The 22,816-nt window shown below is 36.8% G+C and carries 21 protein-coding genes; 18 read left to right on the top strand and 3 right to left on the bottom strand.

Translation table 11 applies throughout. From position 1 onward, the window contains the following. The first annotated feature begins 39 nt into the window (after window positions 1-39). From pabC to KO495_RS04520, 7 genes are all read left to right on the top strand, one after another. Entirely contained in the window at window positions 40-852 is an 813-nt protein-coding gene (gene pabC, locus KO495_RS04550) for an aminodeoxychorismate lyase (RefSeq protein WP_215979208.1), read from the top strand. Between the two features lie 51 nt (window positions 853-903). After that, window positions 904-1,917 (top strand): endolytic transglycosylase MltG, encoded by a 1,014-nt coding sequence (gene mltG / locus KO495_RS04545; protein WP_215979207.1) that lies wholly within the window; start codon window positions 904-906, stop codon window positions 1,915-1,917. A 296-nt stretch (window positions 1,918-2,213) separates the two neighbouring features. Further along, window positions 2,214-3,608, top strand: a complete 1,395-nt coding sequence (gene nhaD / locus KO495_RS04540; RefSeq protein WP_215979306.1) for a sodium:proton antiporter NhaD — start codon at window positions 2,214-2,216, stop codon at window positions 3,606-3,608. A 254-nt stretch (window positions 3,609-3,862) separates the two neighbouring features. Then, on the top strand, window positions 3,863-4,501 hold the full coding sequence (tmk, locus tag KO495_RS04535; RefSeq protein WP_215979206.1) for a dTMP kinase: 639 nt from the start codon (window positions 3,863-3,865) through the stop codon (window positions 4,499-4,501). A gap of 49 nt (window positions 4,502-4,550) precedes the next feature. Then, the gene (locus KO495_RS04530) at window positions 4,551-5,510 is read left to right on the top strand and encodes a DNA polymerase III subunit delta' (protein WP_215979205.1); all 960 of its coding nucleotides are present in this window, start codon (window positions 4,551-4,553) and stop codon (window positions 5,508-5,510) included. Window positions 5,511-5,519: 9 nt separating this feature from the next. Then, window positions 5,520-5,846 carry a PilZ domain-containing protein gene (locus KO495_RS04525; protein WP_215979204.1) on the top strand — a complete coding sequence of 109 codons (327 nt, stop codon included), beginning with the start codon at window positions 5,520-5,522 and terminating at the stop codon, window positions 5,844-5,846. A gap of 88 nt (window positions 5,847-5,934) precedes the next feature. Continuing rightward, on the top strand, window positions 5,935-6,714 hold the full coding sequence (locus tag KO495_RS04520) for a YchF/TatD family DNA exonuclease (protein WP_215979203.1): 780 nt from the start codon (window positions 5,935-5,937) through the stop codon (window positions 6,712-6,714). 390 nt (window positions 6,715-7,104) lie between these two features. On the opposite strand, the gene KO495_RS04515 is transcribed toward KO495_RS04520, so the two are convergent. After that, entirely contained in the window at window positions 7,105-8,697 is a 1,593-nt protein-coding gene (locus KO495_RS04515; RefSeq protein ID WP_215979202.1) for a cation:proton antiporter family protein, read from the bottom strand. A 336-nt stretch (window positions 8,698-9,033) separates the two neighbouring features. Here KO495_RS04515 and KO495_RS04510 point away from each other — a divergent pair, with 336 nt between their 5' ends. Beyond that, window positions 9,034-10,119 carry an AI-2E family transporter gene (locus KO495_RS04510; RefSeq protein WP_215979201.1) on the top strand — a complete coding sequence of 362 codons (1,086 nt, stop codon included), beginning with the start codon at window positions 9,034-9,036 and terminating at the stop codon, window positions 10,117-10,119. Between the two features lie 147 nt (window positions 10,120-10,266). Here KO495_RS04510 and KO495_RS04505 read toward each other — a convergent pair whose 3' ends face one another. Then, window positions 10,267-10,710, bottom strand: a complete 444-nt coding sequence (locus tag KO495_RS04505; RefSeq protein ID WP_252738797.1) for a lysozyme inhibitor LprI family protein — start codon at window positions 10,708-10,710, stop codon at window positions 10,267-10,269. A 79-nt stretch (window positions 10,711-10,789) separates the two neighbouring features. Then, window positions 10,790-11,092 (bottom strand): YciI family protein, encoded by a 303-nt coding sequence (locus KO495_RS04500; RefSeq protein ID WP_215979200.1) that lies wholly within the window; start codon window positions 11,090-11,092, stop codon window positions 10,790-10,792. Between the two features lie 733 nt (window positions 11,093-11,825). Between KO495_RS04500 and KO495_RS04495 the strand changes: the two genes are divergently transcribed. The 10 genes from KO495_RS04495 (at window position 11,826) to KO495_RS17655 (ending at window position 22,807) form a co-directional block, all read left to right on the top strand. After that, window positions 11,826-12,101, top strand: a complete 276-nt coding sequence (locus KO495_RS04495; protein WP_215979199.1) for an STAS domain-containing protein — start codon at window positions 11,826-11,828, stop codon at window positions 12,099-12,101. Window positions 12,102-12,161: 60 nt separating this feature from the next. Continuing rightward, window positions 12,162-12,524, top strand: coding sequence for a response regulator (locus KO495_RS04490; RefSeq protein ID WP_215979198.1), 363 nt, complete (start codon window positions 12,162-12,164; stop codon window positions 12,522-12,524). A 34-nt stretch (window positions 12,525-12,558) separates the two neighbouring features. Then, window positions 12,559-14,757 (top strand): chemotaxis protein CheA, encoded by a 2,199-nt coding sequence (locus KO495_RS04485; protein ID WP_215979197.1) that lies wholly within the window; start codon window positions 12,559-12,561, stop codon window positions 14,755-14,757. 10 nt (window positions 14,758-14,767) lie between these two features. Continuing rightward, window positions 14,768-15,289 (top strand): chemotaxis protein CheW, encoded by a 522-nt coding sequence (locus KO495_RS04480; RefSeq protein ID WP_215979196.1) that lies wholly within the window; start codon window positions 14,768-14,770, stop codon window positions 15,287-15,289. A 49-nt stretch (window positions 15,290-15,338) separates the two neighbouring features. Further along, complete coding sequence (locus KO495_RS04475) at window positions 15,339-15,881, top strand: chemotaxis protein CheW (protein ID WP_215979195.1); 543 nt, start codon at window positions 15,339-15,341, stop codon at window positions 15,879-15,881. 104 nt (window positions 15,882-15,985) lie between these two features. After that, window positions 15,986-18,778, top strand: a complete 2,793-nt coding sequence (locus KO495_RS04470) for a methyl-accepting chemotaxis protein (RefSeq protein ID WP_215979194.1) — start codon at window positions 15,986-15,988, stop codon at window positions 18,776-18,778. A 77-nt stretch (window positions 18,779-18,855) separates the two neighbouring features. Beyond that, on the top strand, window positions 18,856-19,740 hold the full coding sequence (locus tag KO495_RS04465) for a protein-glutamate O-methyltransferase CheR (protein ID WP_252738796.1): 885 nt from the start codon (window positions 18,856-18,858) through the stop codon (window positions 19,738-19,740). 32 nt (window positions 19,741-19,772) lie between these two features. Beyond that, entirely contained in the window at window positions 19,773-20,432 is a 660-nt protein-coding gene (cheD, locus tag KO495_RS04460; protein WP_215979193.1) for a chemoreceptor glutamine deamidase CheD, read from the top strand. A gap of 21 nt (window positions 20,433-20,453) precedes the next feature. After that, window positions 20,454-21,623: a chemotaxis response regulator protein-glutamate methylesterase gene (locus KO495_RS04455; protein ID WP_252738795.1), complete on the top strand. Its 1,170-nt coding sequence runs from the start codon at window positions 20,454-20,456 to the stop codon at window positions 21,621-21,623. Beyond that, complete coding sequence (locus KO495_RS17655; protein WP_215979192.1) at window positions 21,620-22,807, top strand: methyl-accepting chemotaxis protein; 1,188 nt, start codon at window positions 21,620-21,622, stop codon at window positions 22,805-22,807. The genes KO495_RS04455 and KO495_RS17655 overlap by 4 nt, the downstream gene beginning before the upstream one ends. The last annotated feature ends 9 nt before the right edge of the window (window positions 22,808-22,816 follow it).

The raw sequence follows: 22,816 nt of genomic DNA, 5'->3' as shown, positions 1-22,816 counted from the left end.
TCAGGCTTTTTTATTTCCGACTTTACAGTAAAAGGTGTTATGAAATACTGCTCAATTAACGGTGAAAAAATTAATCATATTGCGATTACTGATCGTGGCTTAGCCTATGGCGATGGTATTTTTACAACGGCTAAAATAGTTGCAGGACAAGTGTTATTGTTGTCAGAACATATTGAGCGGCTAATTTTAGGCTGTAAGCACCTTAATATTTCTTCTCCAATTAAAACTGAGCTAGAACATGAATTAGTAAGTGCTGCTAGCGGGTTTTCATCAGGAGTACTTAAAGTCATTATTAGTGCTGGTAGTGGGGGAAGAGGCTATTCTAGACAAGGTTTAATTGCCGGTTCAACACAATTTATTGTGATGGTATTTGATTTCCCTTCACATTACCCTCAACAAGCTCAAGAAGGGTTATCCTTAGGCATTAGCCAACAACAAATATCTATTAGTCCTATGCTTGGCGGCATTAAACATTTAAACCGTTTAGAGCAAGTGCTTTTACGTACAGAGCTAGACCAGCGTGTAGAAGATGATTTAGTCGTACTTAATACGCTTAGCGAGGTTGTTGAAGCGACAAGTGCTAATCTTTTCTATTGGCTTGATAATAAATTACACACACCGGCTTTAGGTTATTCAGGAGTTAATGGTTTAATACGTCAGACATTATTGAAGCATAATACTGATGTTGTGATCAAAAAAACCTCTTTGGATGATCTTAAAAAAGCAGAAGCAATGTTCATTTGTAATTGTGTTATGGGTATTATGCCAATTAACCAATTTAATAATAGAGCACTACCATTAAACCCGGTACAAGCTTTTATATCAACAACAAATGATTTGAATATTTACTAACTTAGTTTAACTCAGCCAGTTTACTAACCTGGCATATATAAAGGTAATAGTGTGCTTAGAAAAATAATTTTGGTGGTATTGTTACTTGGTTTAAGTGCGTTAGTCATTGTTAGTTTTAATATCAAGCAAGCGATGCAACAATCACTACCTTTATCGACGCCGCAACTATTAACGGTTGTTAAAGGCAGCTCGGTTAATAGCTTTAGCAAACAGTTAATATCACTAGGTTGGTTAAATAACAGCTTTTATTTGAAAAGCTACGTTAAAATCTTTCCGCAATATGCTCATATCAAAGCGGGTACTTACCAAGTTACGCCACAAACCAATTTACAAGAGTTATTGGCTTTATTAGTCTCGGGTAAAGAGCATCAGTTTACTATTACGTTTATTGAAGGCAGTACATTTAAAGAGAATTTAGCATTGTTAAAAGCTGATGCGCATATCACTCAAACATTAAATGGACAAGCTATAACCGATATAGCACAACTACTCAATATAGAACATGAAAACCCTGAAGGCTGGATATTTCCAGATACTTATGCTTTTACCTCAGGTACAACTGATGTTGCATTGTTAACCCGCGCTTATAAAAAAATGGTAAAGCAATTAAACCGATTATGGCAAACGCGTGCTCAAGGGTTACCATATCAATCAGCTTATGAAGTGCTTATTATGGCCTCCATCATTGAAAAAGAGACCAGCCATATACCAGAGCAGCCGATTATATCGGGGGTGTTTCTGAATCGCTTGCGTAAAAATATGCGTTTACAAACAGACCCTACAGTCATTTATGGTTTAGGGGATCGTTATCAAGGCGATATTACCTATGCTCACCTTCGTGAAAAAACCGCCTATAATACCTATAGAATAAATGGCTTGCCGCCAACACCAATAGCTCTGCCTGGCTTGACTGCATTACAAGCAACAGTAAACCCAGCAGCAACAGATTATTATTATTTTGTTAGTCAAGGTAATGGACAGCATACTTTTAGTCGTACGTTAAGTGAGCACAATAAGGCGGTGAAACGTTATATTGAACAACAAGCGTTAAAAAATAAAAATTAATATTAAAATATAGTATGCTGTTATTTAAATAAAAAAATACGCTTTTTGTTATTTATGCCTCCAAGCTATTAATTATTGCCTATTTATAATTGTATTGTTATTTAGTTGGAATATAATTGCGCACACCTTGATTTTGCTCACATTAAAATAAAGTGCCTGCTTTACTTATCGTTAAAGTGTATTTATTACCTCAAATACAACTCTCGGGTAAGGTTAATACTGAGCAATGAAATAGAGTTATTAAGACACTCGCCCCAAATTAGAGAATAATTTTGAAAAAATTTATATTAACCATAATGCTTTTAATGGTTTCAATGCCATCATGGGCCTCAGCTGCAGGTGAGCTAAATTTAACTACCAGCTTAGCTGGGTTTACTGCACTTTCTTTATTTTTCATCGCTTACTTATTAGTTATTGGTGAAGAGTTTATTCACTTACGCAAGTCAAAACCCGTGTTGGTCGCCGCAGGTATTATTTGGCTTATTATTGGCTGGGTTTATACACAGCATGGCATTCCAACTCACGCAGAAGAAGCATTCAATGAAAATCTTCTTGAATATGCACAGCTATTACTCTTCTTATTGGTGGCAATGACTTATATCAATGCCATGGAGGAGCGTGGTGTTTTTGATAGTCTACGTGTTTGGATGACCTCTAAAGGGTTGAGTTTACGCAGCTTATTTTGGGTAACGGGTATCTTAGCTTTTTCTATTTCATCTTTTGCGAACAACTTAACTACCGCGATGTTGATGTGCGCTATAGTGCTTAAAGTTGCGCCTAATGATAATAAGTTTATTAACATTGCATGTATTAATATTGTTATCGCCTCAAATGCCGGTGGGGTATTTAGTCCTTTTGGTGACATTACAACGCTAATGATTTGGCAGGCAGGTTTAGTTAAATTTGAGCAGTTCTTTGTGCTATTCATTCCCTCATTAGTAAACTTCTTAATTCCTGCTTTGATTATGAGTTTCTTTATTTCTAATGAAAAATCTGCCCCTATCCTTGATGAAGAGTTCATCATTAAGCGTGGGGCTAAACGTATCATCTTTTTGTTTGTTTTAACCATAGCTACAGCGGTTATGTGTCATAGCTTTGTTAACATGCCACCAGTATTAGGCATGATGATGGGGTTAGGTTATTTGAAATTTTTAGGCTTTTATTTACGTCGCAGTTTACCGCGCTCATTAAATAAAAAGCGTACCTTAGCTGAAATAAATAACGATGAAAAAGCGTTAAAAAGACTAGGTAATATTGTTCCATTTGATATCTTTGACAAAATAGCGCGTGCTGAGTGGGATACGCTACTATTTTTCTATGGTGTGGTCATGTGTGTCGGTGGGTTAGGTTTTATGGGCTATTTAAGCTTAGTCTCTGAGCTACTTTACAGTAATTGGAGTCCAACCTATGCAAACATTGCAGTAGGCGTATTATCAGCGATTGTTGATAACATACCGGTAGTCTTTGCGGTATTAACAATGAACCCAGCGATGGATTTACAACAATGGCTACTGGTTACTATGACCGCAGGTGTTGGTGGGAGTTTATTATCGGTTGGCTCAGCTTCAGGTGTTGCACTAATGGGACAAACTAAAGGCAAATATTCTTTTATTGGTCACTTAAAGTGGAGCTGGGTTATTGCTCTGGGCTATGCCGCGAGTATTTATGTTCACTTTTTAATAAATGGCTAAGGGACATTGTTCATTAAGCCTTTAGCTTATTGAACAGGCTACCCACTAAAGCTCCGTTGAGGTATATTCAGCGGAGCTTTTTTATTGGCTATTTAGCCCCGTTATCAAAATTATATAGATATTTGGTTTGTTAGACTTATTTATATGAATAATAAACTAAATAACGGTAATATATAGCTCGCTAATATATATAGCGAATTAGCCGCTTAAATATGCAATAAAAAATACCCAGTTCACACAAAAAAGAAGACGTTATGAAAAAAGGTTTTATGTTAGTTTGCGACGGAAGTAACGGCGCAGGTAAAACAACAGTAATTAAAAAAATTGAAACGTATTTAACTAATAAAGGTTTTGACGTTCTCCTAACGCGTGAGCCTGGTGGAACTCCTATTGGAGAAAGAATTAGAAGTATTATTCTTGACCCCGACTCATCTGAAATGCTTGATATAACCGAACTGATGTTATTTGGTGCTGCTAGAGCACAGCATATACAAGAAAAAATTGTTCCAGCGTTAAACCAAGGTAAAGTGGTTGTTTGTGATAGATTTGATGCTGCTACTATTAGCTTTCAACATTACGCACGGGGGATTGATATCAATATTATTAACCAAGTTAATAATTTAGCTTTAGCGGGCTTTTCTCCTGATATGAATATTATTTTAGACTTAGACCCTATCATTGGGCTTGAGCGAGTAAAGTCACGTGGTGATGGTTTAGATAGAATGGAAGATGAAAAACTCGACTTTTTAAATAGAGCGCGAGATGGCTACTTGCAACAAGCTAAGGCTTGTCCTGAAAAATTTACTGTTATTGACGCTTCACAAAGCCAAGAATCTGTAGCGAACGAGGTGATTTCGGTACTTGAACAATTAATCAAGCAGCATTCAAGGTAACGTTGAAAGTTACTGATAATTTTTAGTCGTGTTTCTACAAGGTTTAGCTATGATCTCGAATAAAGTAATTCTAACTCAGCAGTTCATTCAGCAGCGGTTACCTCACGCAATATTAATTACAGGGGCGCAAGGAGCAGGTAAAAAAGAGTTAGGGGAATGGTTGAGTCAGCTATTATTATGTCAGTCTCCTCAAAAAGTGTTTGTAAATGATGATCAGGATTATTATTTACAAGCGTGTCGTACATGCAAACATTGTCAGCTGAAACACAGCCATAGTTATCCTGATCACTTAATGTTAACGGCGCAAAATACCAGTATCGGTGTGGATGATGTCCGTCAAGCCAATTATTTTTTAGAAAAAACGGCACATATAGGTCATTATAAAACCTTATTAATCCCTCATGCTGAAATTATGACGGTGGCAGCGGCTAATGCTTTGTTAAAAACGTTAGAGGAGCCAACCAAACATAGTATTATTATGCTGTTAACACATGACAGTGATATGTTACTACCTACTATTATTAGTCGTTGTCGCTTAGTACATATTCAGCCGTTAGTTGGCGATAAGCTGCTCAGTAAAGTTAATTATCCTCTTAATGACGAAAATGCTAACTTTGTAAACCTAACGCACCTTCCTGAATTATCTAATGAAAGTACTCATCAGGCATATAAATTGTTTAAGCATGAATACTTAGCGCTACTTAATCACGAAAAAAGCGAGTCGACATTATTGACACTATTACAAGATAATAGTGAAGCATTACGATGGTTAGAAAAAATTACAACCAACTTACAACGTGACCTCTCAGTAAATGCAGATACATTGTTTTTAACAAATAAAGGTATTTCAATACAGTCACTGTATGATATTTATCAGTTAACCATTAAAGCGAGTAAAACTATAAAGTTATACCCTCAAGGGAATAAAGCCTTTATACTTGAGGAACTATTAATGTCGATTACGCAAATTGTTACTTCGTCACTTATAACTGAACAAGCGAAAGACTAGGGGGTCTTTGTGGTACCATTATCTATTGAGTTTCACTCGGAACGTGACTTATATTTAGCTTTTATGCCATTTTTAAAAGAAGGTGGTATCTTTGTGAGAACACCACGACAGTACGAGTTAGGTGCTGAAGTTGAACTACATGTTTTATTACCAGATGCTTTAGAGCCTTCTACCGTTAAAGGGGAAGTTTGCTGGTTAACGCCTATTGGCGCACAAAATGGCACACCTCCAGGTGTTGGCGTTAGCTTTCTCGATGATCCTGAAAAAGTGCGTCATCAAATCGAACAAATAATTGCACGACAACTAAATTCATCTGAAGCGACGTTAACCATGTAACGGCCCTTCCATTAAAAATTTTTACTAGCACTATTTTTGTTTAATCATTTACGATTAAATTTAAACCGACCATATACAGGGTACTTCGTTGTTTATTGATTCTCACTGTCACTTAGATCGCCTTGATCTTTCGCTTTATAATAATAATCTTGATAATGTGTTACTTAATGCAACTCAAGCAGGTGTTTCTAAACTGCTTTGTGTAAGCGTTACTTTAAGTAGCTTTTCCGATATGGCTGAAAAAACAGCACATTATGACAATGTATTGTTAACCTGTGGGGCACACCCTTTAAATCAAGAAGATGCAATAGATACCGAGCAACTACTTTCCTTATCAACCAATGACAGAGTAATTGCCATTGGTGAAACTGGTTTAGATTATCACTATGCACCTGAAACCAAAGCATTGCAGATTGACTCATTTAGAAAACATATTCAAGTTGCTAAAAAGTTAGGTAAACCCTTAATTATTCATACCCGTGCAGCCCAAGAAGATACACTTGCTATTATGCGAGAAGAGGGCGCTGATGAAGTTGGCGGAATTCTACATTGCTTTACTGAAAGTTGGGATATGGCAGAGCAAGCTTTAGCATTAGGGTTTTATATTTCGTTCTCCGGTATCGTTACTTTCAAAAATGCAACCGAGTTACGTGAAGTTGCCGCTTTAGTACCCGATGATAAATTTCTTATTGAAACAGATTCTCCTTATCTTGCGCCAGTGCCTTATCGGGGGAAAGAGAATCAGCCAGCTTTTGTTGTTGAGGTGGCCAACCACCTTGCGAGTATTCGTGGTCAATCAGTTAAAACTATTGCTAAACTCTCGTCTGATAATTTTAATCGCTTGTTTTCCTTAACAGTTTCCAGTTAATTGCGCGCGTAGCGTTTATGCTACTTGACTGATGAAAATATAAAAAAAGCCCATAATCTTCATTATGGGCTAAACAATGGCTCAAGGGGTTCGAGCCGTGCGCTAATTAAGGTAACTTAGCAATAAAAACATGTGCGAGCATCCATCTATTGATAAGGCAAGTCTAACGTTACATAACTGTAACACTTCCTCACCTCATGTAGTTAAGTGTAGTGTAACTATGAGAGAACGCTAATTTTTTTACAATAAATACCCTAGTGTTTAACATGTTGATTTTATTTTAAAATATTTATTGTATTATCTGAGGGGGTAATGAAACTAGAATCTTGTACACAAGCTTGTATGAATATATAAACGGCTTATGTACAAGATATTCACAAGGGGTTCTCGTTAATCTTTCGTGGTAGTTAACAAAGATAAACTATCTAATAAAGCTAAGCTTTCTTCGGCAAAACCAACACCAGCTTCAGTGTAAAAATTGAATACTTTATCAATACCGTACTCTTGTAGTTCAATACGCTCATCTTCATAACGCGCAACCGCTGCAATTTTTCCTTGGTACTTAGCCCCTTTGAGCTGGGTGGTGATGTTCATTGCATCTTGTACGGCAGGTAATGCTAACAATACTAATTCAATTTGTGATAAGTCGATACTCTCCCAAAAATGTATATCTTCAGCATCGCCATAATAAGCTTCTATGTTTTGCTCATTCAACCAAGTGATTTTTTCTTTGTCAGCATCTAGACCCCAAGCGTGGCTTTCGCTATGGTTATTAATAGCGCGATAAGCCCCCATGCCGACTCGACCCATGCCTATAATTACGATGGGCCTTTTACAAGGTTGGGTGAAAATATCTTCTTCAAGTTTAGTGTCTCTTTCAAACTGAGCAAGCAAAGGACGGTACTTTGAAAATATCACGTGTGAGAAGCTGTAAATAACGGTTGTAAGAATAAATGACAATGATACAGCTAGTGCTAATATAACTAACCAATCATTACTTAACCAGCCAGCGCTAACACTTAGCGCACCAACAATTAAGCCAAATTCACTAAAGTTACTTAATGATAGCGCACTTAAAAATGCACTTCTGCATCGCATTTTTAATAATGTAAAAATGCCATAAAACAAGGCAAATTTTATTGGAATTAATAGCATTAGCATACTGGCTAAGCCTAGCATTTCAAGTGTTGGTACCGCAGTGAAACCAATAGATAGGAAGAAACCAATTAAAAATAAATCTTTAAAACTCATTAATGCTTTGTTAATTTCAGTGGCTTTTTGATGAGAAGCGAGAAACATGCCGATAATGAGCGCACCTAAGTCGCCTTTAATATTAACCAATTCAAATAACTCATAGCTGCCTAGCGCAATGAAAAAACCCGCTAATGGAATTAATTCACCATGACCGACATAGTTAATCATTCTATTAATGAGCGGCTTAATTAAAAATAAGCCAAGTAGTGAAAATGCCCATATAGAAGGGGTTTTACCTGTAGCTACTACTAAAAATGCAACAGCAACAATGTCTTGTATAACAAGAATACTAACGGCTAGCTTGCCATGGCGAGTACGCATTTCACCATTTTCTTCTAATAACTTAATAACACATACTGTACTACTAAAGCTTAGGGCAAAGGCGATTAAGGTCGCAGTAATAATATCTAATTCACTAAAGTAACTAATTGAAAATAATGCAAAGAGTTTAAAAATACTAATACAAGCGATGATCCACGTAAGCGTGTGTAGTGAGCTGCCTAACCATACTTCGGTTTTAAATAGGTTTTTAACATCAAGCTTTAAACCAATAGTAAACAGCATTAAGGTAATACCTAAGTCACTGAGTAAGGTTAGGCTGTCATCAGATTGGTAGCCCATCATGTTTAATGCAAAGCCAGCAGCAAGATAACCTATTGATGGAGGTAAAGAGGTGCCTTTGGCAATTAAACCGCAAATGAAAGCAAAAGAGATCCAAATAAAATCCATAAAACCTGTATATCCTCAAATAGAGTTAGTGAAAAGATGCGTTAAAGCATGATAGATATAGTAGCCGTTTAACAAGTCACTATGATGTTATTACATTATATAAATTTAATGATTTTCAACTCATAAATAATTACTTGTAATGAATGAATTGTACCTTAAAAAAGTGCTTTTAGGGTAATTAAAAATGAATAACAACAAGGTGATAGCGATACCTGACACCATAGTGAACTTAGTGGGGTGAGCGGGATTATTACTACTTTAAGTAAATAATCGATATAGTTAACTACCTGTTTTTCATGTATATTGACAGTATAGTATTTTAAGGAAAATAACCTCATGGTTTTACTCTCAAATAACAATTCGCTGGTAAAAGGCTTTGTTACCGTCGCTGCTATTTTTATTATTTTTGCGGGTATTAAAACCGCCGCTAATATTTTAGTTCCTTTTCTTTTATCAATTTTTATTGCCATTATTTGCAATCCCCTGATTAAAAAAGCAAGTGACTATAATATCCCTAAGGCGATTTCAGTCATTACCGTTATTGCTATTTTTGTTGTGTTAGCACTATCACTCACGGGGCTTGTCGGGCAATCATTGAATGAGTTGTCGCAGCATATTCCACATTATCGAGAGCAGCTAAAACAGCAGTTTGTTTGGCTAACCGAGTTTTTTAGCCGTTATGATATTCATCTATCTATTGATATTTTTACTGAATATTTTGATCCCGCTGCAGCAATGGGGTTAGCAGCAGATATGTTGAGTGGTTTTGGCTCAGTTATGGCTAATTTATTTCTCATTATTTTAACGGTGGTGTTTATGTTGTTTGAGGCCTCATCGTTTCCTAATAAAATTCATTTTGCGTTAGATGACCCGCAAATGCGTTTAAAGCAAATAGAGCGTTTTTTATCTTCAGTGAATAATTATATTGCGATAAAAACCTTAGTAAGTATTGCTACGGGTTGTATCGTTTCCTCAATGTTATGGGCGTTTGGTTTAGATTTCTTCTTGCTTTGGGGGGTGCTAGCTTTTTTATTAAACTACATACCTAATATTGGCTCAATCATTGCTGCGGTGCCCGCGGTAACATTAGCTATATTACAACTTGGCATTCCTGAAGCTGGTTTAATTGGCCTTGGCTACATTATGATAAATATGGTGATGGGCAATATTATAGAGCCACGTTATTTAGGTAAAGGGTTAGGTTTATCAACATTAGTGGTTTTTCTTTCGTTAATATTCTGGGGCTGGTTACTGGGAACTGTGGGTATGTTATTGAGTGTACCATTGACTATGATCTTAAAAATAGGGTTAGAAAACTCACCTGAAGGGCGTTGGTTAGCGGTATTATTAAGTGATGAGCAAGAAGTTGATGAAAAGGCTAAACAAGCAGAAGCATTACTTATTGGCTCTGAGAGTAGTTAAGATAGTGTGATGCTAAATGTTCACATAGAGCTTGATTTTTAGCTACTTTGAGTGAACAACGCAGTAGCGAAAAGCTTTATATTGCGTTGTTCAGAACATTCGGACTTTACAGTATTTAGTTGACGAGGCTATTACGTTAATTAATACTTATTGTACGGTTGTTGAGTCGGCAAGGCGCGATAATTCGTTAATACGTTGCTGACTGAGCAAAATATAACATTCTTTATATGCTAACCCAGCGCTGATATCCGGTGAAATAGCTAAATACTGCCAACGACAATTGTTTTCTCGATAGGTGGTAAAGTTATTTTGCGAGCGTTTAAACATGTTTAGCGCAGAGTTTCTACCTTGAACTAACGCTTGCTCTTCTAAGTTAAATTGATGCAAATTTAGCCATGTTTGCATCTCTTTATCAATAACGTGAGTGGCTTTATCTAAACACTGTGATATTGCTTTTGTTGTAGCGTTTTCTTTGAGGTTGTTACGGCACTCTTCTACAGGGCTGGCGGCATAAATCAACGGACTTGCTAATAGGCTTAACAGCAAACTACTTGTGGTTAATGCTTTCATAGTAGCGTTATTAAAAAACATGGTTATTTTACCTAAAATTAATAAGAATAAAAACGACGTAACCTAGATAGGTGCTCGTATGGAAAGTACTACCGAATACTTAAGCAGGTAATACTTTCTTATAAGGTTTTACGGTAACTTTTTCATATACCCCAGCTGCAATATAAGGATCTTCATCTGCCCATATTTGTGCAGCTTGTAGATTGTCAAACTCTGCAACAATTAATGATCCTGTAAACCCTGCGCTGCCTGGATCTTCACTATCAATAGCAGGGCATGGGCCAGCTATTAACAATTTACCTTGAGATTGTAGCGCACTTAACCTCGCTAAATGCTGTTCTCTTACTGATAATCGTAATGGCAGTGAGTTTTTAACGTCTTCACTATATATTAAATAAAACATGGTAGCTCCTAAAGGGATTATTGTTCTTTGTTAAAGCGTTCTGGCTATTTCTGGTGATTCTTCTGACATATATTTATTAAATAAATAGTATTGAAACTATGGCAGACCTAAATATCATAGCGGTTAATCCTAGCCTCTAAATCATAGCTATAAGCAATATAAAGGGTTAAATCGGCAAAAAGTAGACCTGACTCAGTAAATTTGTTCCAAATATAGTCAGATAACCTCATTGATTCATTGGGTAATAGTTTAATGATATTATGCTTGAAAATAAAGTTACTGATAATTTACGCTAGAGAAAAATAAATTAACAATAATTATCCTCGGTTTAATCAAAGTATCGTCTTGTAAATAAATGGTTAAACAGCCAAAAAACGACCAAGCTAAATACAATCTAATGTTGAGTAGGTATTTGCTCTTTTCTTTATACGATAATAAATCATTTTCAGGGCCTTTACGCCAATAAGAAAGGTTGTTGCCCAGTAAAGATCATCAGTGGAAACACTCAAAAAAAATAAGTGCATATAATGTCATGGTTACAGTGTTTTTTCGCTAATTTTAACGAATGACGTCTTAATAACCAAGAGTATAGTTTTTAACTTTATAGTTAATAAAAAGTAGAGGGGGTTATTTAATTTAAAACTTTTAAATCCGGACAACTTGCATTCAAAAAAATCTGTCATATGCTTAAAACTAATAGATAAAATAACAAATATATGGATATACCCTGCAAATGATAAAACTCCCTAGTGATTTAACGATTGCTCAAGTCAATGAGTATCAAGCTCAAATATTGCCCATAATTGAAAAAGAAAACGCTATTACTATTGATGATAGTGATCTTACGCGTATTGATACCATAGGAGTGCAATTTATCTTAGCGGTGGTCACTTACATTATTGCTCAAGGTAAAGAAATTATTTGGCAATCTAAATCACCTATATTACGCGACAGTATCAAACAGTTAGGTATTAGTGATGCTATTTTATTGCAATACATAATGGATTAAATAGCAACATTAAAAGTTAGCATGATGTTTATTTATAGTAATAATAATGAGGAAGACTAAATGACTACAGTTTTAGTTGTCGACGACTCTAATTCAATTAGAGATATGGTAAGTTTTACCTTAAAAAGCGCAGGGTACCAAACTGTAGAAGCTAAAGATGGCCGAGATGGCTTAACTAAGGCTCAAACAGGACGTTTTGATTTGGTTATTTCAGATGTCAATATGCCTAATATGGACGGTATATCTCTTTGCGGAGAATTACGCAAGCTGCCTAACTTTCAATTTACACCAATATTAATGCTTACAACGGAAAGCTCTACCGATATGAAAATGCGTGGTAAATCTGCAGGTGCTACCGGTTGGTTGGTAAAACCATTTAATCCGGAAAAGTTATTAGCGACCATTAAACGTGTCGTTAGATAAATAAACTGAGCAAGCACCTGATGAGGAATTTGTTATGAGCGTTGATTTATCACAATTTATCCCTAGCTTTTTAGAAGAAAGCTTTGAGGGGTTAGCGTTAATGGAAGCAGGTTTGTTAAACCTTCATCCAGGTGATAATGAAACCATTCACTCTATTTTTAGAGCCGCACACTCAATTAAAGGCGGAGCAGGTACTTTTGGTTTTAATAATGTTACCGAGTTTACTCATTTAGTTGAAACCTTACTTGATGAAATGCGAGACGGACGCCGAGAAGTTAGTTCAAGCGATATTGAAATACTCTTAGAGTCAGTAGATTGTATACGCTTGTTAATTGAAGCTGCTCGAGATGAGCAAAGCTATGATAAAGAAAAAGTAGCTAAAACATCAACTCGGTTAAGTGAAACTCTGGCAAATCATCCAAGTACCTCAAATGCTACCTTAAGAAATGATGAGTCAGTAAACAACCATTCACCTGGAGTTGACTCAACCATAAGTGATGCTCCTAAAGATGAAGGTGCTTTGAGCGAAGCTCCTGTGAAGAACCAATATAATATTAACTTTATTCCTGAATTAAGCTTAGCTAAAACAGGTAACGACCCACTATTTTTATTTAGTGCCCTTGCAGAGTTAGGTGAGTTAACCGTTTTTGCATCTACGGCTGAATTACCAGCCTTAACCGATATTGATGCACAAGAGCTTTATCTTCATTGGAATATTTTGCTTAACTCTACCGCTAGTATTGCAGATATTGCTGAAATATTTGAGTGGGTGGAAGATGAATGTGTTTTAGACATTACATTGATCGAAGAAGCGCAAATTAAGACTGAAAGCCATCAAGACCTAATATTAGGCAATAACCCTGAAGTTAGTTTATCTAATAACGAGAGCCCAGCAGAAAAAATAGTAGAAGTATCTTCTGAAACTACGTTATCCCTCGCCAGTGAAAACCAAATAGAAGTACCAGCGGTAAATAATAGCACTATAGAAAAAGAAGCCATAACGAGCAAACCTAAGAGTAAAGCAGATGCTGGCTCTATACGTGTAGGAGTTGATAAAGTTGATAGCTTAATCAACCTCGTTGGTGAGCTTGTTATTACGCAATCAATGCTTTCTGAGTTGGGTAATGATTTTGATATCAGTAAAGTTGAGCGTCTTACTAATGGCTTAGAACAGCTACTACAAAATACGAAAGAGCTACAAGAAAGCGTAATGCGTATTCGTATGTTACCTATCAGCTTTGCTTTTAATCGTTTTCCTCGTTTAGTTCATGATTTAGCGATTAAAACAGGCAAAGAAATTGAGTTAATAATCAAGGGAGAGCAAACGGAGCTAGACAAAACGGTCATGGAGCAAATAGGCGATCCGTTAACTCACTTAGTACGCAACGCTGCTGATCATGGTATTGAATCTCAAGAAGTCAGACTTGAAAACGGAAAGGCAGTCAAAGGAGTCATTAGTTTAGATGCTTATCATCAAGGTGGAAATATTGTTATTGAGATAAGCGATGATGGCGCGGGCATTAATCCTGAAGTTATTTTCAAAAAAGCCGTTGAAAAAGGGTTAATTGATAGCTCAGTTACGTTAACTGACGCACAAACTTATGACTTGCTCTTTGAGCCCGGCTTTTCAACAGCGGCAGCTATTACCGATATTTCTGGTCGCGGAGTAGGTATGGATGTTGTTAAGCGCAATATTCAAGCACTTGGCGGTCGTATTCAAGTTGACTCTGTGATTGGAAAAGGAAGTACATTTAAAGTTAATTTACCGCTAACTTTAGCCATTCTAGATGGGCAGCTAGTGAGGGTTGGTACCGAGGTTTATATTATTCCTCTCATTGCCATTGTTGAATCTTTACAGATCGATGACAAGCTTATCAATAGGGTTTCAGGCGACATGGTTCTTTATCGACTAAGAGAAGATAATGTTCCAATAATTCCTTTATATCAAATATTTAACCTAAAAGCAGAGAAAAAAGATTTGCATAACGCGTTACTTGTGGTGGTGGAAGCTGATGGGCAAAAAGTAGGCTTGCTAGTTGATGATTTATTAGCACAACAGCAAGTGGTTATTAAAAGTTTAAAAGATAATTACCAGCAAGTTGATGGTGTGTCTGGCGCTACTATTTTAGGCGATGGCTCTGTGGCAATGATATTAGATATCTCAGGTATTATCCATATGGCACTGGAGCGTGCGCAACAAACACAAACCCTTTCTAGTTATAGCGTTGCATAGGAGCGTTACTGTGAATATTCAAGCAATGGCTCAAGAAATTCCTCCTGAAGGAGAACATAGCCTTGAAGGAATTGATTTTATTATTAGCGGTGATCAATACCTAACTTTTTTACTAGCAGACGAACAATATGCAGTTGATATTTTATGTGTAGAAGAAATTCGTAGCTGGGAAAAGCCAACAATCATTCCTAATGCCCCTTTATGCATTAAAGGTGTTATTAACATGCGTGGCGTTATTGTTCCTATTGTTGACTTACGTATTAAGTTTCATGTTGGTGAAGCAGTGTATTTAGATACAACAGTAGTAATCGTACTAACATATCAGTCGGAAGATAAATCACGCACCATAGGGTTTGTTGTTGATGCAGTTTCCGATGTGCTTAATGTAGAAGAACAAGAGATTAAACCCGCACCTGCCTTTGGTGGTAGTGTAGCACAACAATTTATTGAAGGGTTAATTAATAACGATACTAATATTGTTACGTTATTAAATGTTGCGCAATTACAACAAATAGAGCGACATGCTTCGTAGTACTCATGGATATTAAACTTTTTATTTAACGCATTGAATAGGACTGACCATGGTTGATCAAGAGCAAGAGTATTTAACTTTTATGCTTCAAGGTGAAGAGTATGGAGTTGATATTCTGTGTGTTCAAGAAATCAGAGTATGGAGCTCAGTAACACAACTTCCTAATAAGCCAGATTATATTAAAGGTGTCATTAATTTACGTGGCGTAATCATCCCCATTCTTGATTTGAGATTACGCTTTGGGCAACCCCCGTTAGATTACAACGAACAAACTGTCACTATTATCCTTAGACAACACAGTCATCAAAAAACAAGTGTTGTTGGTATTGTGGTTGATGCTGTTTCAGAAGTATATAAATTTTCTAATTCAACAATCCGTAATGCACCCGACTTTGGTAATAACATTGATCGTTGTTTCTTAAAAGGGCTAGCGGCAGTCGACGATAAACTAATTATTTTACTCGATAGTGAAACGCTACTCAATGAAGACGATTTATACTGCATAGAACATCAAAAGCCAGAAAGTCTAGAAGAGGTTACATTACTGCTTGATAGTAATGACTGTACCGATAAGCAAATAATAAAAGTATAACGATCACTAAGTAAACAAGACTAATTTAATAAAGAGAGCACAGTGTAGAGTGGAGAAGTATCTACACCTTAATGATGACATCATAGCCCCGAGGAACGTAGCTTATGACACCCAAGCAAATCAATTTAATACAGCAAAGTTGGCAAAAAGTATTACCCATTTCGGAGCAGGCAGCAGATATATTCTACAATACACTATTTAAAATGGATCCGTCATTAAAAGCGCTATTTCCAGACGATATAACAGAGCAAGGGAAAAAACTCATTACCATGCTCGACAGCGCAGTTAAGTTACTTAATAACCCAGAAAAACTCATTCCAACAGTACAAAAACTTGGTGTAAGACACCTTAATTATGGTACTAAACGTGAGCATTACGACACCGTAGGTGCAGCTTTATTAAAAACCCTAGCTGAAGGGCTAGGGAATGAGTTTACACCATCAGTTAAAAAAGCATGGTCAGAAGTTTATAACCTGTTGTCTTCTACTATGGTAGAAGCGGCAGAAAAAACAAAAGTAAGTAATAGCGTAAAAGGGGTTACTATGAATATGGCTACTGAAAAAAGTGACTTATCGATACAAATGCAAGGTGCATTAGATCAATCAGCGACAGCCTTTATGATGATTGATAGAGACTTTGTTGTCACTTATGCCAATCTTGCTACGCTTAATTTACTTAAAAAGCATGAAAGTACTTTTGCTGAAAATTGGCCTGGTTTTGTCGCGGATCCTGAGGTTATTATTGGTACCAATATAGATAGTTTTCATAAAAAACCAAGCCATCAGCGCAAGCTATTAGATGATCCAGACAACCTACCTTATAAAACTGATATTAAAATTAAACACTTAACTTTTGAGCTTAATGTCAGTGCTATTCGTGACTCAGCAGGTGAGTACATAGGTAATGCACTTGAATGGCAAGATGTTACCGAAGCGAGAGTTCAAGAAAATAAAGCGGCACAATTGCAAGGTGCTATTGATCAATCCGCTACGGCGAACATTATGATCGATAGAGACTTTACTATTACCTATGCTAATGAGGCAACCTTAGCATTATTAAAACAGCATGAAAGTGTTTTTGCGGATAACTGGCCCGGATTTAAAGCAGACCCTGATATTATTATTGGAACCAATATAGATAGTTTTCATAAAAATCCCGCCCGCCAACGTAAGTTACTTGAAGACCCTAGTAACTTACCTTACAAAACTGATATTCAGATTAAACACCTTACTTTTGAACTTAATGTTACCGCAATTATGGATGCTAACGGTGAATACATAGGCAACTCACTGGAATGGCAAGATGTTACTACGGCAAGAGAAAAATCAATTGAAGTGGGACGTTTAACTTCCGCAGTTGAGGGTATGACCACTAACTTAATGATGGCTGATTGTGATGGAAATATTGTTTATGCCAACCCTGCAGTTATTACTATGCTGCGCCGTCGTGAAGCACAACTTAAAACAGTATTACCATCATTTAATATAGATACTATGATTGGTACTAATTTTGACTCGTTTCATCAAAACCCATCCCATCAACAGAACTTATTAGGCAATCCCGCTAATTTACCTTATACCGCTGAAATATCAGTAGCGGGTCTATCGTTTCAATTAATTGCAATGGCGTTACGTGATGAAGAAGAAAATCATGTTGGTACTGCTGTTCAGTGGGTTGATTTAACAGAGGAAAAGGATGCGCAAAATCAAATAGACAGTCTTATTAATGATGCAATTTCCGGTAAGTTAGATAGCCGTATAGATACACAAGAATATCAAGGTTTTATGAAAGTACTAGGTAGTAATATCAACAACCTAATGGATGCTATTGTTGAGCCTATTAATGATGCTATTAACATTGCGCAATCGCTAGCAGATGGCGATCTAACGCAAACAATGAGTAATAATTATGGTGGTGAATTTTTAGCCCTAGCCAATGCGATGAATGGCTCTATCGATAATTTAAGTAACATGGTTGAGGAAATACGCAGTGCATCAACGAATGTCTTTGATTCTGCAAGAGAGATAGCAGAAGGCAATAATGAACTTAGTCACAGAACAGAGTCACAAGCATCAAGTTTAGAAGAAACAGCATCTGCTATGGAGGAGTTAACCAGTACCGTACAACAAAATGCAGAGAACTCAACTGAAGCAAGTAAGTTAGCTAACTCCGTAATGGATAAAGCCAGTAATGGTGGAGAAGTCGTTCGTAACGCCATTACTGCAATGAGTGATATTAATAAATCGAGTAAAAAAATAGCCGATATTATTAGTGTTATTGATGAGATAGCATTTCAAACAAACCTATTAGCGTTAAATGCTGCCGTAGAAGCGGCAAGAGCTGGTGAGCAAGGTCGCGGCTTTGCCGTTGTAGCCGCAGAGGTGAGAAACTTAGCGCAACGTTCTGCTGGCGCAGCCAAAGAAATTAAAGGGTTAATTAATGACAGTGTTGAAGCTGTTGGGCAAGGAACTAAGTTGGTTGATGAAACGGGGCAAACCTTTACAGAGTTAGTTTCCTCAATAGAAGAAGTCAGTAAAATGATCAGTGATATTGATAGTGCAGGTAAAGAACAATCAGCGGGAATAGGGGAAGTCAGTGCAGCAGTAAGTCAAATGGATGAAATGACACAACAAAATGCTGCCTTAGTTGAAGAAGCTGCAGCATCGAGTAAGTCAATGGAAGAGCAATCTCAGGCGCTGCTGGAGCAAGTCGCATTCTTTAATAATGGTAATCAAGAAGAAGACGTTGAACCAGCACCTCGAACTATAAGAAATAACCGAAATAATAGACCCGCACCTAGCAGTAACCAAAGACCTGTATCAAGAGGTAATCGTGTCAATAAAGTTGAGCGCAATCGAGCTAAAACAGTGAATGATCAAGAATGGGAAGAGTTTTAACATTTCTTTTGTCTCAACAGTAAATTAGATGCCTTGCAACGAGCAAGGCGAAATTATAACTACATTGAGAGCAATGTATGAGCGATCGACAAACTGATAATACAAGTAATGTTAACCGCAATATGGCGTGCCAATTATCAGACAAAGATTTTGCGTTTATTTGTCAGTTTGTTTATCAATCAACAGGTATTGTACTCAACGAGAGTAAACGAGAAATGCTGTATCGTCGCCTTACTCGTATTATTAGAGAGAGAAAAATAAATAGCTTCACCGATTACTGTCAACGCTTAAAAGATAGCCCAGCTCAAGAGAAAGACTACTTTATTAATGCGATAACGACAAATTTAACGAGTTTTTTTCGAGAAAAGCATCATTTTGATTTTATTACTGAACACGAGCTACCCTTGTGGCTTAGTAATAAAGTTGCACAAGCGAATGGGAAAAAACGCTTAAGAATATGGTCATCAGCGAGCTCTACGGGTGAGGAGCCTTACAGTATCGCCATGACATTAATGGAGGCAATGAAACCTCAACTATCACAATGGGATGTAAAGATACTTGCAACAGATATTGATAGTAATGTCGTAGCTACAGGAAAGCAGGGAATATATGACATTAAGCGTATAGAAGATATCGATGAAAACCTGAAAAAAAAGTATTTTTATCAGGGCTGCGGTCAGAGTAAAAACAGTGTAAAAGTGCATGAAAGCTTAAAGAACTTAATAACCTTTAAACAGCTTAATTTATTGGATGACTGGCCAATGAAGGGGCCGTTTGATGCTATATTTTGTCGAAATGTCATTATTTATTTTGACAAAAAAACACAGCTAGAACTCTTTTCTCGTTATTACGAAATGTTAGCACCAGGAGGCGTTTTCTTTTTAGGGCACAGTGAAAACCTAGGAAACTATCAACAATATTTTGAGAATGTCGGTAGAACTATTTTTAGAAAGTCACTGTGAGTTTTACTCATGGTTAAATTAAGGAGGCATAAATGCGGCGTTGTGATTACCCCGAAGTTAGCCAATGCATAGCGCAGTGTTTACCTGAGTTCTCCCAAATAAATCATTACTGGGATAAAGAAAGATCTCGGGTGGTCGCTAAAATATTGCCAGGAGAATTTTATATGACCTCTGACAATGTCGCTATAGCAACAACGTTAGGCTCATGCATTTCTGCCTGTATATGGGATGATAGAGCGCATATTGGTGGAATGAACCACTTTATGTTGCCGTTAACAAGTAAACAAGCGCATGAAGTAAACTGGGGGCAGAGAGATAAAAACGCTGATGCCACCCGTTATGGTAATTTTGCAATGGAGCATTTAATTAATACGATTTTAAAAGCTGGCGGTAGAAAAGTTAACCTTAGAGCTAAGATTTTTGGTGGCGCTAGAGTCATCAACCAATTATCAGACGTGGGTCAAAAAAATATTAACTTTGCTTATGAATACCTTGAACAAGAAGGCATAGATATTGACGGGGTTGATGTAGGTGATATTTACCCTCGTAAAGTGGTATTTGAACCTTATAGTGGGCGGGCTTTTGTAAAGAGACTGAATACGCTGCACAACGATACTATTATTCAGCGTGAAAACGATTATAGCAGTCAAATTGACCATGATGATGTTAGTGGTGATGTTGAGTTATTTTAAATGAAGCTGGAGAATGGTCATATGGAAATGATAAAAGTGTTAATTATCGATGATTCATCAGTTATTAGACAAATTATAAAAGCTTCATTAGCTGATTGTTCGCAAATAAAAGTCGTTGGCGAGGCTGAAAACCCTTTTGTGGCTAGAGATCTTATTAAGAAGCTTAATCCAGATGTATTAACCCTAGATGTAGAAATGCCCAAAATGGATGGGATCACCTTCTTGACTAACTTGATGCGTTTACGACCTATGCCGGTGATAATGTTATCAACATTAACAACTAAAGGAGCCGATATAACCTTACAAGCTCTTGAGTTAGGGGCAATAGATTTTATTGCAAAGCCTAGTGTTGAAGAATTGATAGCAACCCGGTCAAGCTTTGGCGAAGTATTGATTAATAAGATAATCCAAGCGGCGCAAATTGATCAAAAAAATTTCAAACTATCTGATGCTATCCATAATAGCGCAGATATGCAAAGTAGTGATATTCATCGTGAGAGCTCTTCAACTGGCAACTTTCAAGAGCAAAGTATGTCATCTCCTATTTTACCTTTTTCAGGTGTCAAAGAGTCAAAACATATTGTTGCTATTGGCGCCTCTACGGGAGGGACCGATGCGATAAAGAAAATACTTATAACGTTACCTAAAAACGCCCCTGCGGTTGTTATTGCCCTTCATATCCCTAAAACATTCAGTTTACGTTTTGCTGAACGTCTTAATCGCTGTTGCCAAGTTGAAGTACATGAGGCAATGCATGGGCAAAAAATTAAACAGGGGCATGTGTATATTGCCCCAGGTGATAGGCACTTAGAAATAGTCACTAAAGGTGATGCATTATTTTGTACCTTAACAGACACCCCAGAGGTGAATAGGCATAAACCTGCTGTGGATGTTTTATTTAACTCTCTTGAAAGGAATGCTAAAAATACTCAGGCTATTCTTTTAACGGGGATGGGGCAAGATGGCGCTCAAGGAATGCTGCATTTAAAAAAATTGGGTGCCCGTACCATAATACAAGATAAGGCAAGTAGTTTAATTTGGGGGATGCCAGGCAAAGCTTATGCAATATCAGCGCATAGTCAGCAGGCTCCCTTATTAAACATAGCCCACGAAATTCTCAGCTATGCAAGCTTGAGTCAGTTAGCTATGCAACAGACATTAGCCAAATATATAATGGAGAAAGAGGTATGAGAGAAAACAAGTTACTGTTACCTATCGCGATTTCTATTTCAGCCATGATATTAGCTAACCATGTCTTTTTAAGTAGCGCTAGTTTTTTTTATTTACTTTTGTTCGCACTTCTATCGTTACTTATTTTTTTAACTTACAAAGAATATACTGCCATTGCATTAACTAGCCCCTCAAATGAGTCAAAACACTCAGCGGTAGAAAGTAAACTTATTCATAATGTTATTTTTGAGTTACAGCAGTTTCTCCATCAAGAAGTTAACATTATTGAAAATGAACTCTTAAGAACGAATACCCTTGTTAATGATGCAGTGGTAGGGATTTCTAATAGCTTTAAATCGTTACAAACGCTAAACGAAGAACAACAACAGATGATTAAGGTGTTGTTATCCTACTCAACGAATAAAGATAACGATAATGGTATTAATTTAGAAAAATTTGCTTCTGATTCAAATAATACGCTAGAAGATTTCGTAAATACTATTATTAATACGAGTAAGCAAAGCCTTAAAACGATGAATTATACTGATGATATGATTCAACAATTCGACGGTATCTTTCAATTGTTAGCCCAAGTCGAGGGTATAGCAAGTCAAACAAATCTTTTAGCCTTAAATGCAGCCATAGAAGCAGCACGGGCTGGTGATGCAGGACGCGGTTTTGCTGTGGTAGCAAATGAGGTACGTGCATTGTCCGTTGGCTCTACAGAGCTTAATGAGGATATTCGAAATAAAATTAATGAAGCTAAAGATATTATCGAAAAACTGCGAATGTCTGTTGAAGTAATGGCATCTGCAGATATGACACCCACGCTTGAAGCAAAAGATAAAATGAGTGTCATGATGGAACATGTTGAAACCGCTAATAAAAAAACAAATGAGCGAGTTGATGAGCTTAGTGCTATTTCACCTCAAATTGTCGAGGCCGTTGGTTTAGGTATTCGTTCTTTACAATTTGAAGACTTAACACGCCAGTCATTAGAATCATTACAAATGAATGTATCAAGCATTCATTCTATTAGTGATGTACTTGAGGGGTTTAATCGTGATTCTAATAACGATATTCAATTGCAATTAATGAAGCTAAAAGAAAAATGTCAGCAAGTGTATCAGGAGACAAAAGAGGCAGAAGATAGTCGTAGCGTAAAGCAGTTATGTATGGATGAAGGGGACGTTGATCTTTTTTAAAAGCATGTA

Source organism: Colwellia sp. D2M02, from assembly GCF_018860755.1.
GTDB classification, from domain to species: Bacteria; Pseudomonadota; Gammaproteobacteria; order Enterobacterales; family Alteromonadaceae; genus Colwellia; species Colwellia asteriadis.
The sequence above is the reverse complement of the archived record's forward strand: the minus strand, read 5'-3'. Positions and strand labels throughout refer to the sequence as shown.

Coding starts and splice junctions, on each gene's coding strand:
- pabC (WP_215979208.1), top strand. CDS start 40: ATGAAATACTGCTCAATTAACGGTGAAAAAATTAATCATATTGCGATT.
- nhaD (WP_215979306.1), top strand. CDS start 2,214: ATGCTTTTAATGGTTTCAATGCCATCATGGGCCTCAGCTGCAGGTGAG.
- tmk (WP_215979206.1), top strand. CDS start 3,863: ATGAAAAAAGGTTTTATGTTAGTTTGCGACGGAAGTAACGGCGCAGGT.
- KO495_RS04530 (WP_215979205.1), top strand. CDS start 4,551: ATGATCTCGAATAAAGTAATTCTAACTCAGCAGTTCATTCAGCAGCGG.
- KO495_RS04515 (WP_215979202.1), bottom strand. CDS start 8,697: ATGGATTTTATTTGGATCTCTTTTGCTTTCATTTGCGGTTTAATTGCC.
- KO495_RS04510 (WP_215979201.1), top strand. CDS start 9,034: ATGGTTTTACTCTCAAATAACAATTCGCTGGTAAAAGGCTTTGTTACC.
- KO495_RS04505 (WP_252738797.1), bottom strand. CDS start 10,710: ATGTTTTTTAATAACGCTACTATGAAAGCATTAACCACAAGTAGTTTG.
- KO495_RS04500 (WP_215979200.1), bottom strand. CDS start 11,092: ATGTTTTATTTAATATATAGTGAAGACGTTAAAAACTCACTGCCATTA.
- KO495_RS04495 (WP_215979199.1), top strand. CDS start 11,826: ATGATAAAACTCCCTAGTGATTTAACGATTGCTCAAGTCAATGAGTAT.
- KO495_RS04490 (WP_215979198.1), top strand. CDS start 12,162: ATGACTACAGTTTTAGTTGTCGACGACTCTAATTCAATTAGAGATATG.
- KO495_RS04485 (WP_215979197.1), top strand. CDS start 12,559: ATGAGCGTTGATTTATCACAATTTATCCCTAGCTTTTTAGAAGAAAGC.
- KO495_RS04475 (WP_215979195.1), top strand. CDS start 15,339: ATGGTTGATCAAGAGCAAGAGTATTTAACTTTTATGCTTCAAGGTGAA.
- KO495_RS04470 (WP_215979194.1), top strand. CDS start 15,986: ATGACACCCAAGCAAATCAATTTAATACAGCAAAGTTGGCAAAAAGTA.
- KO495_RS04465 (WP_252738796.1), top strand. CDS start 18,856: ATGAGCGATCGACAAACTGATAATACAAGTAATGTTAACCGCAATATG.
- cheD (WP_215979193.1), top strand. CDS start 19,773: ATGCGGCGTTGTGATTACCCCGAAGTTAGCCAATGCATAGCGCAGTGT.
- KO495_RS04455 (WP_252738795.1), top strand. CDS start 20,454: ATGGAAATGATAAAAGTGTTAATTATCGATGATTCATCAGTTATTAGA.
- KO495_RS17655 (WP_215979192.1), top strand. CDS start 21,620: ATGAGAGAAAACAAGTTACTGTTACCTATCGCGATTTCTATTTCAGCC.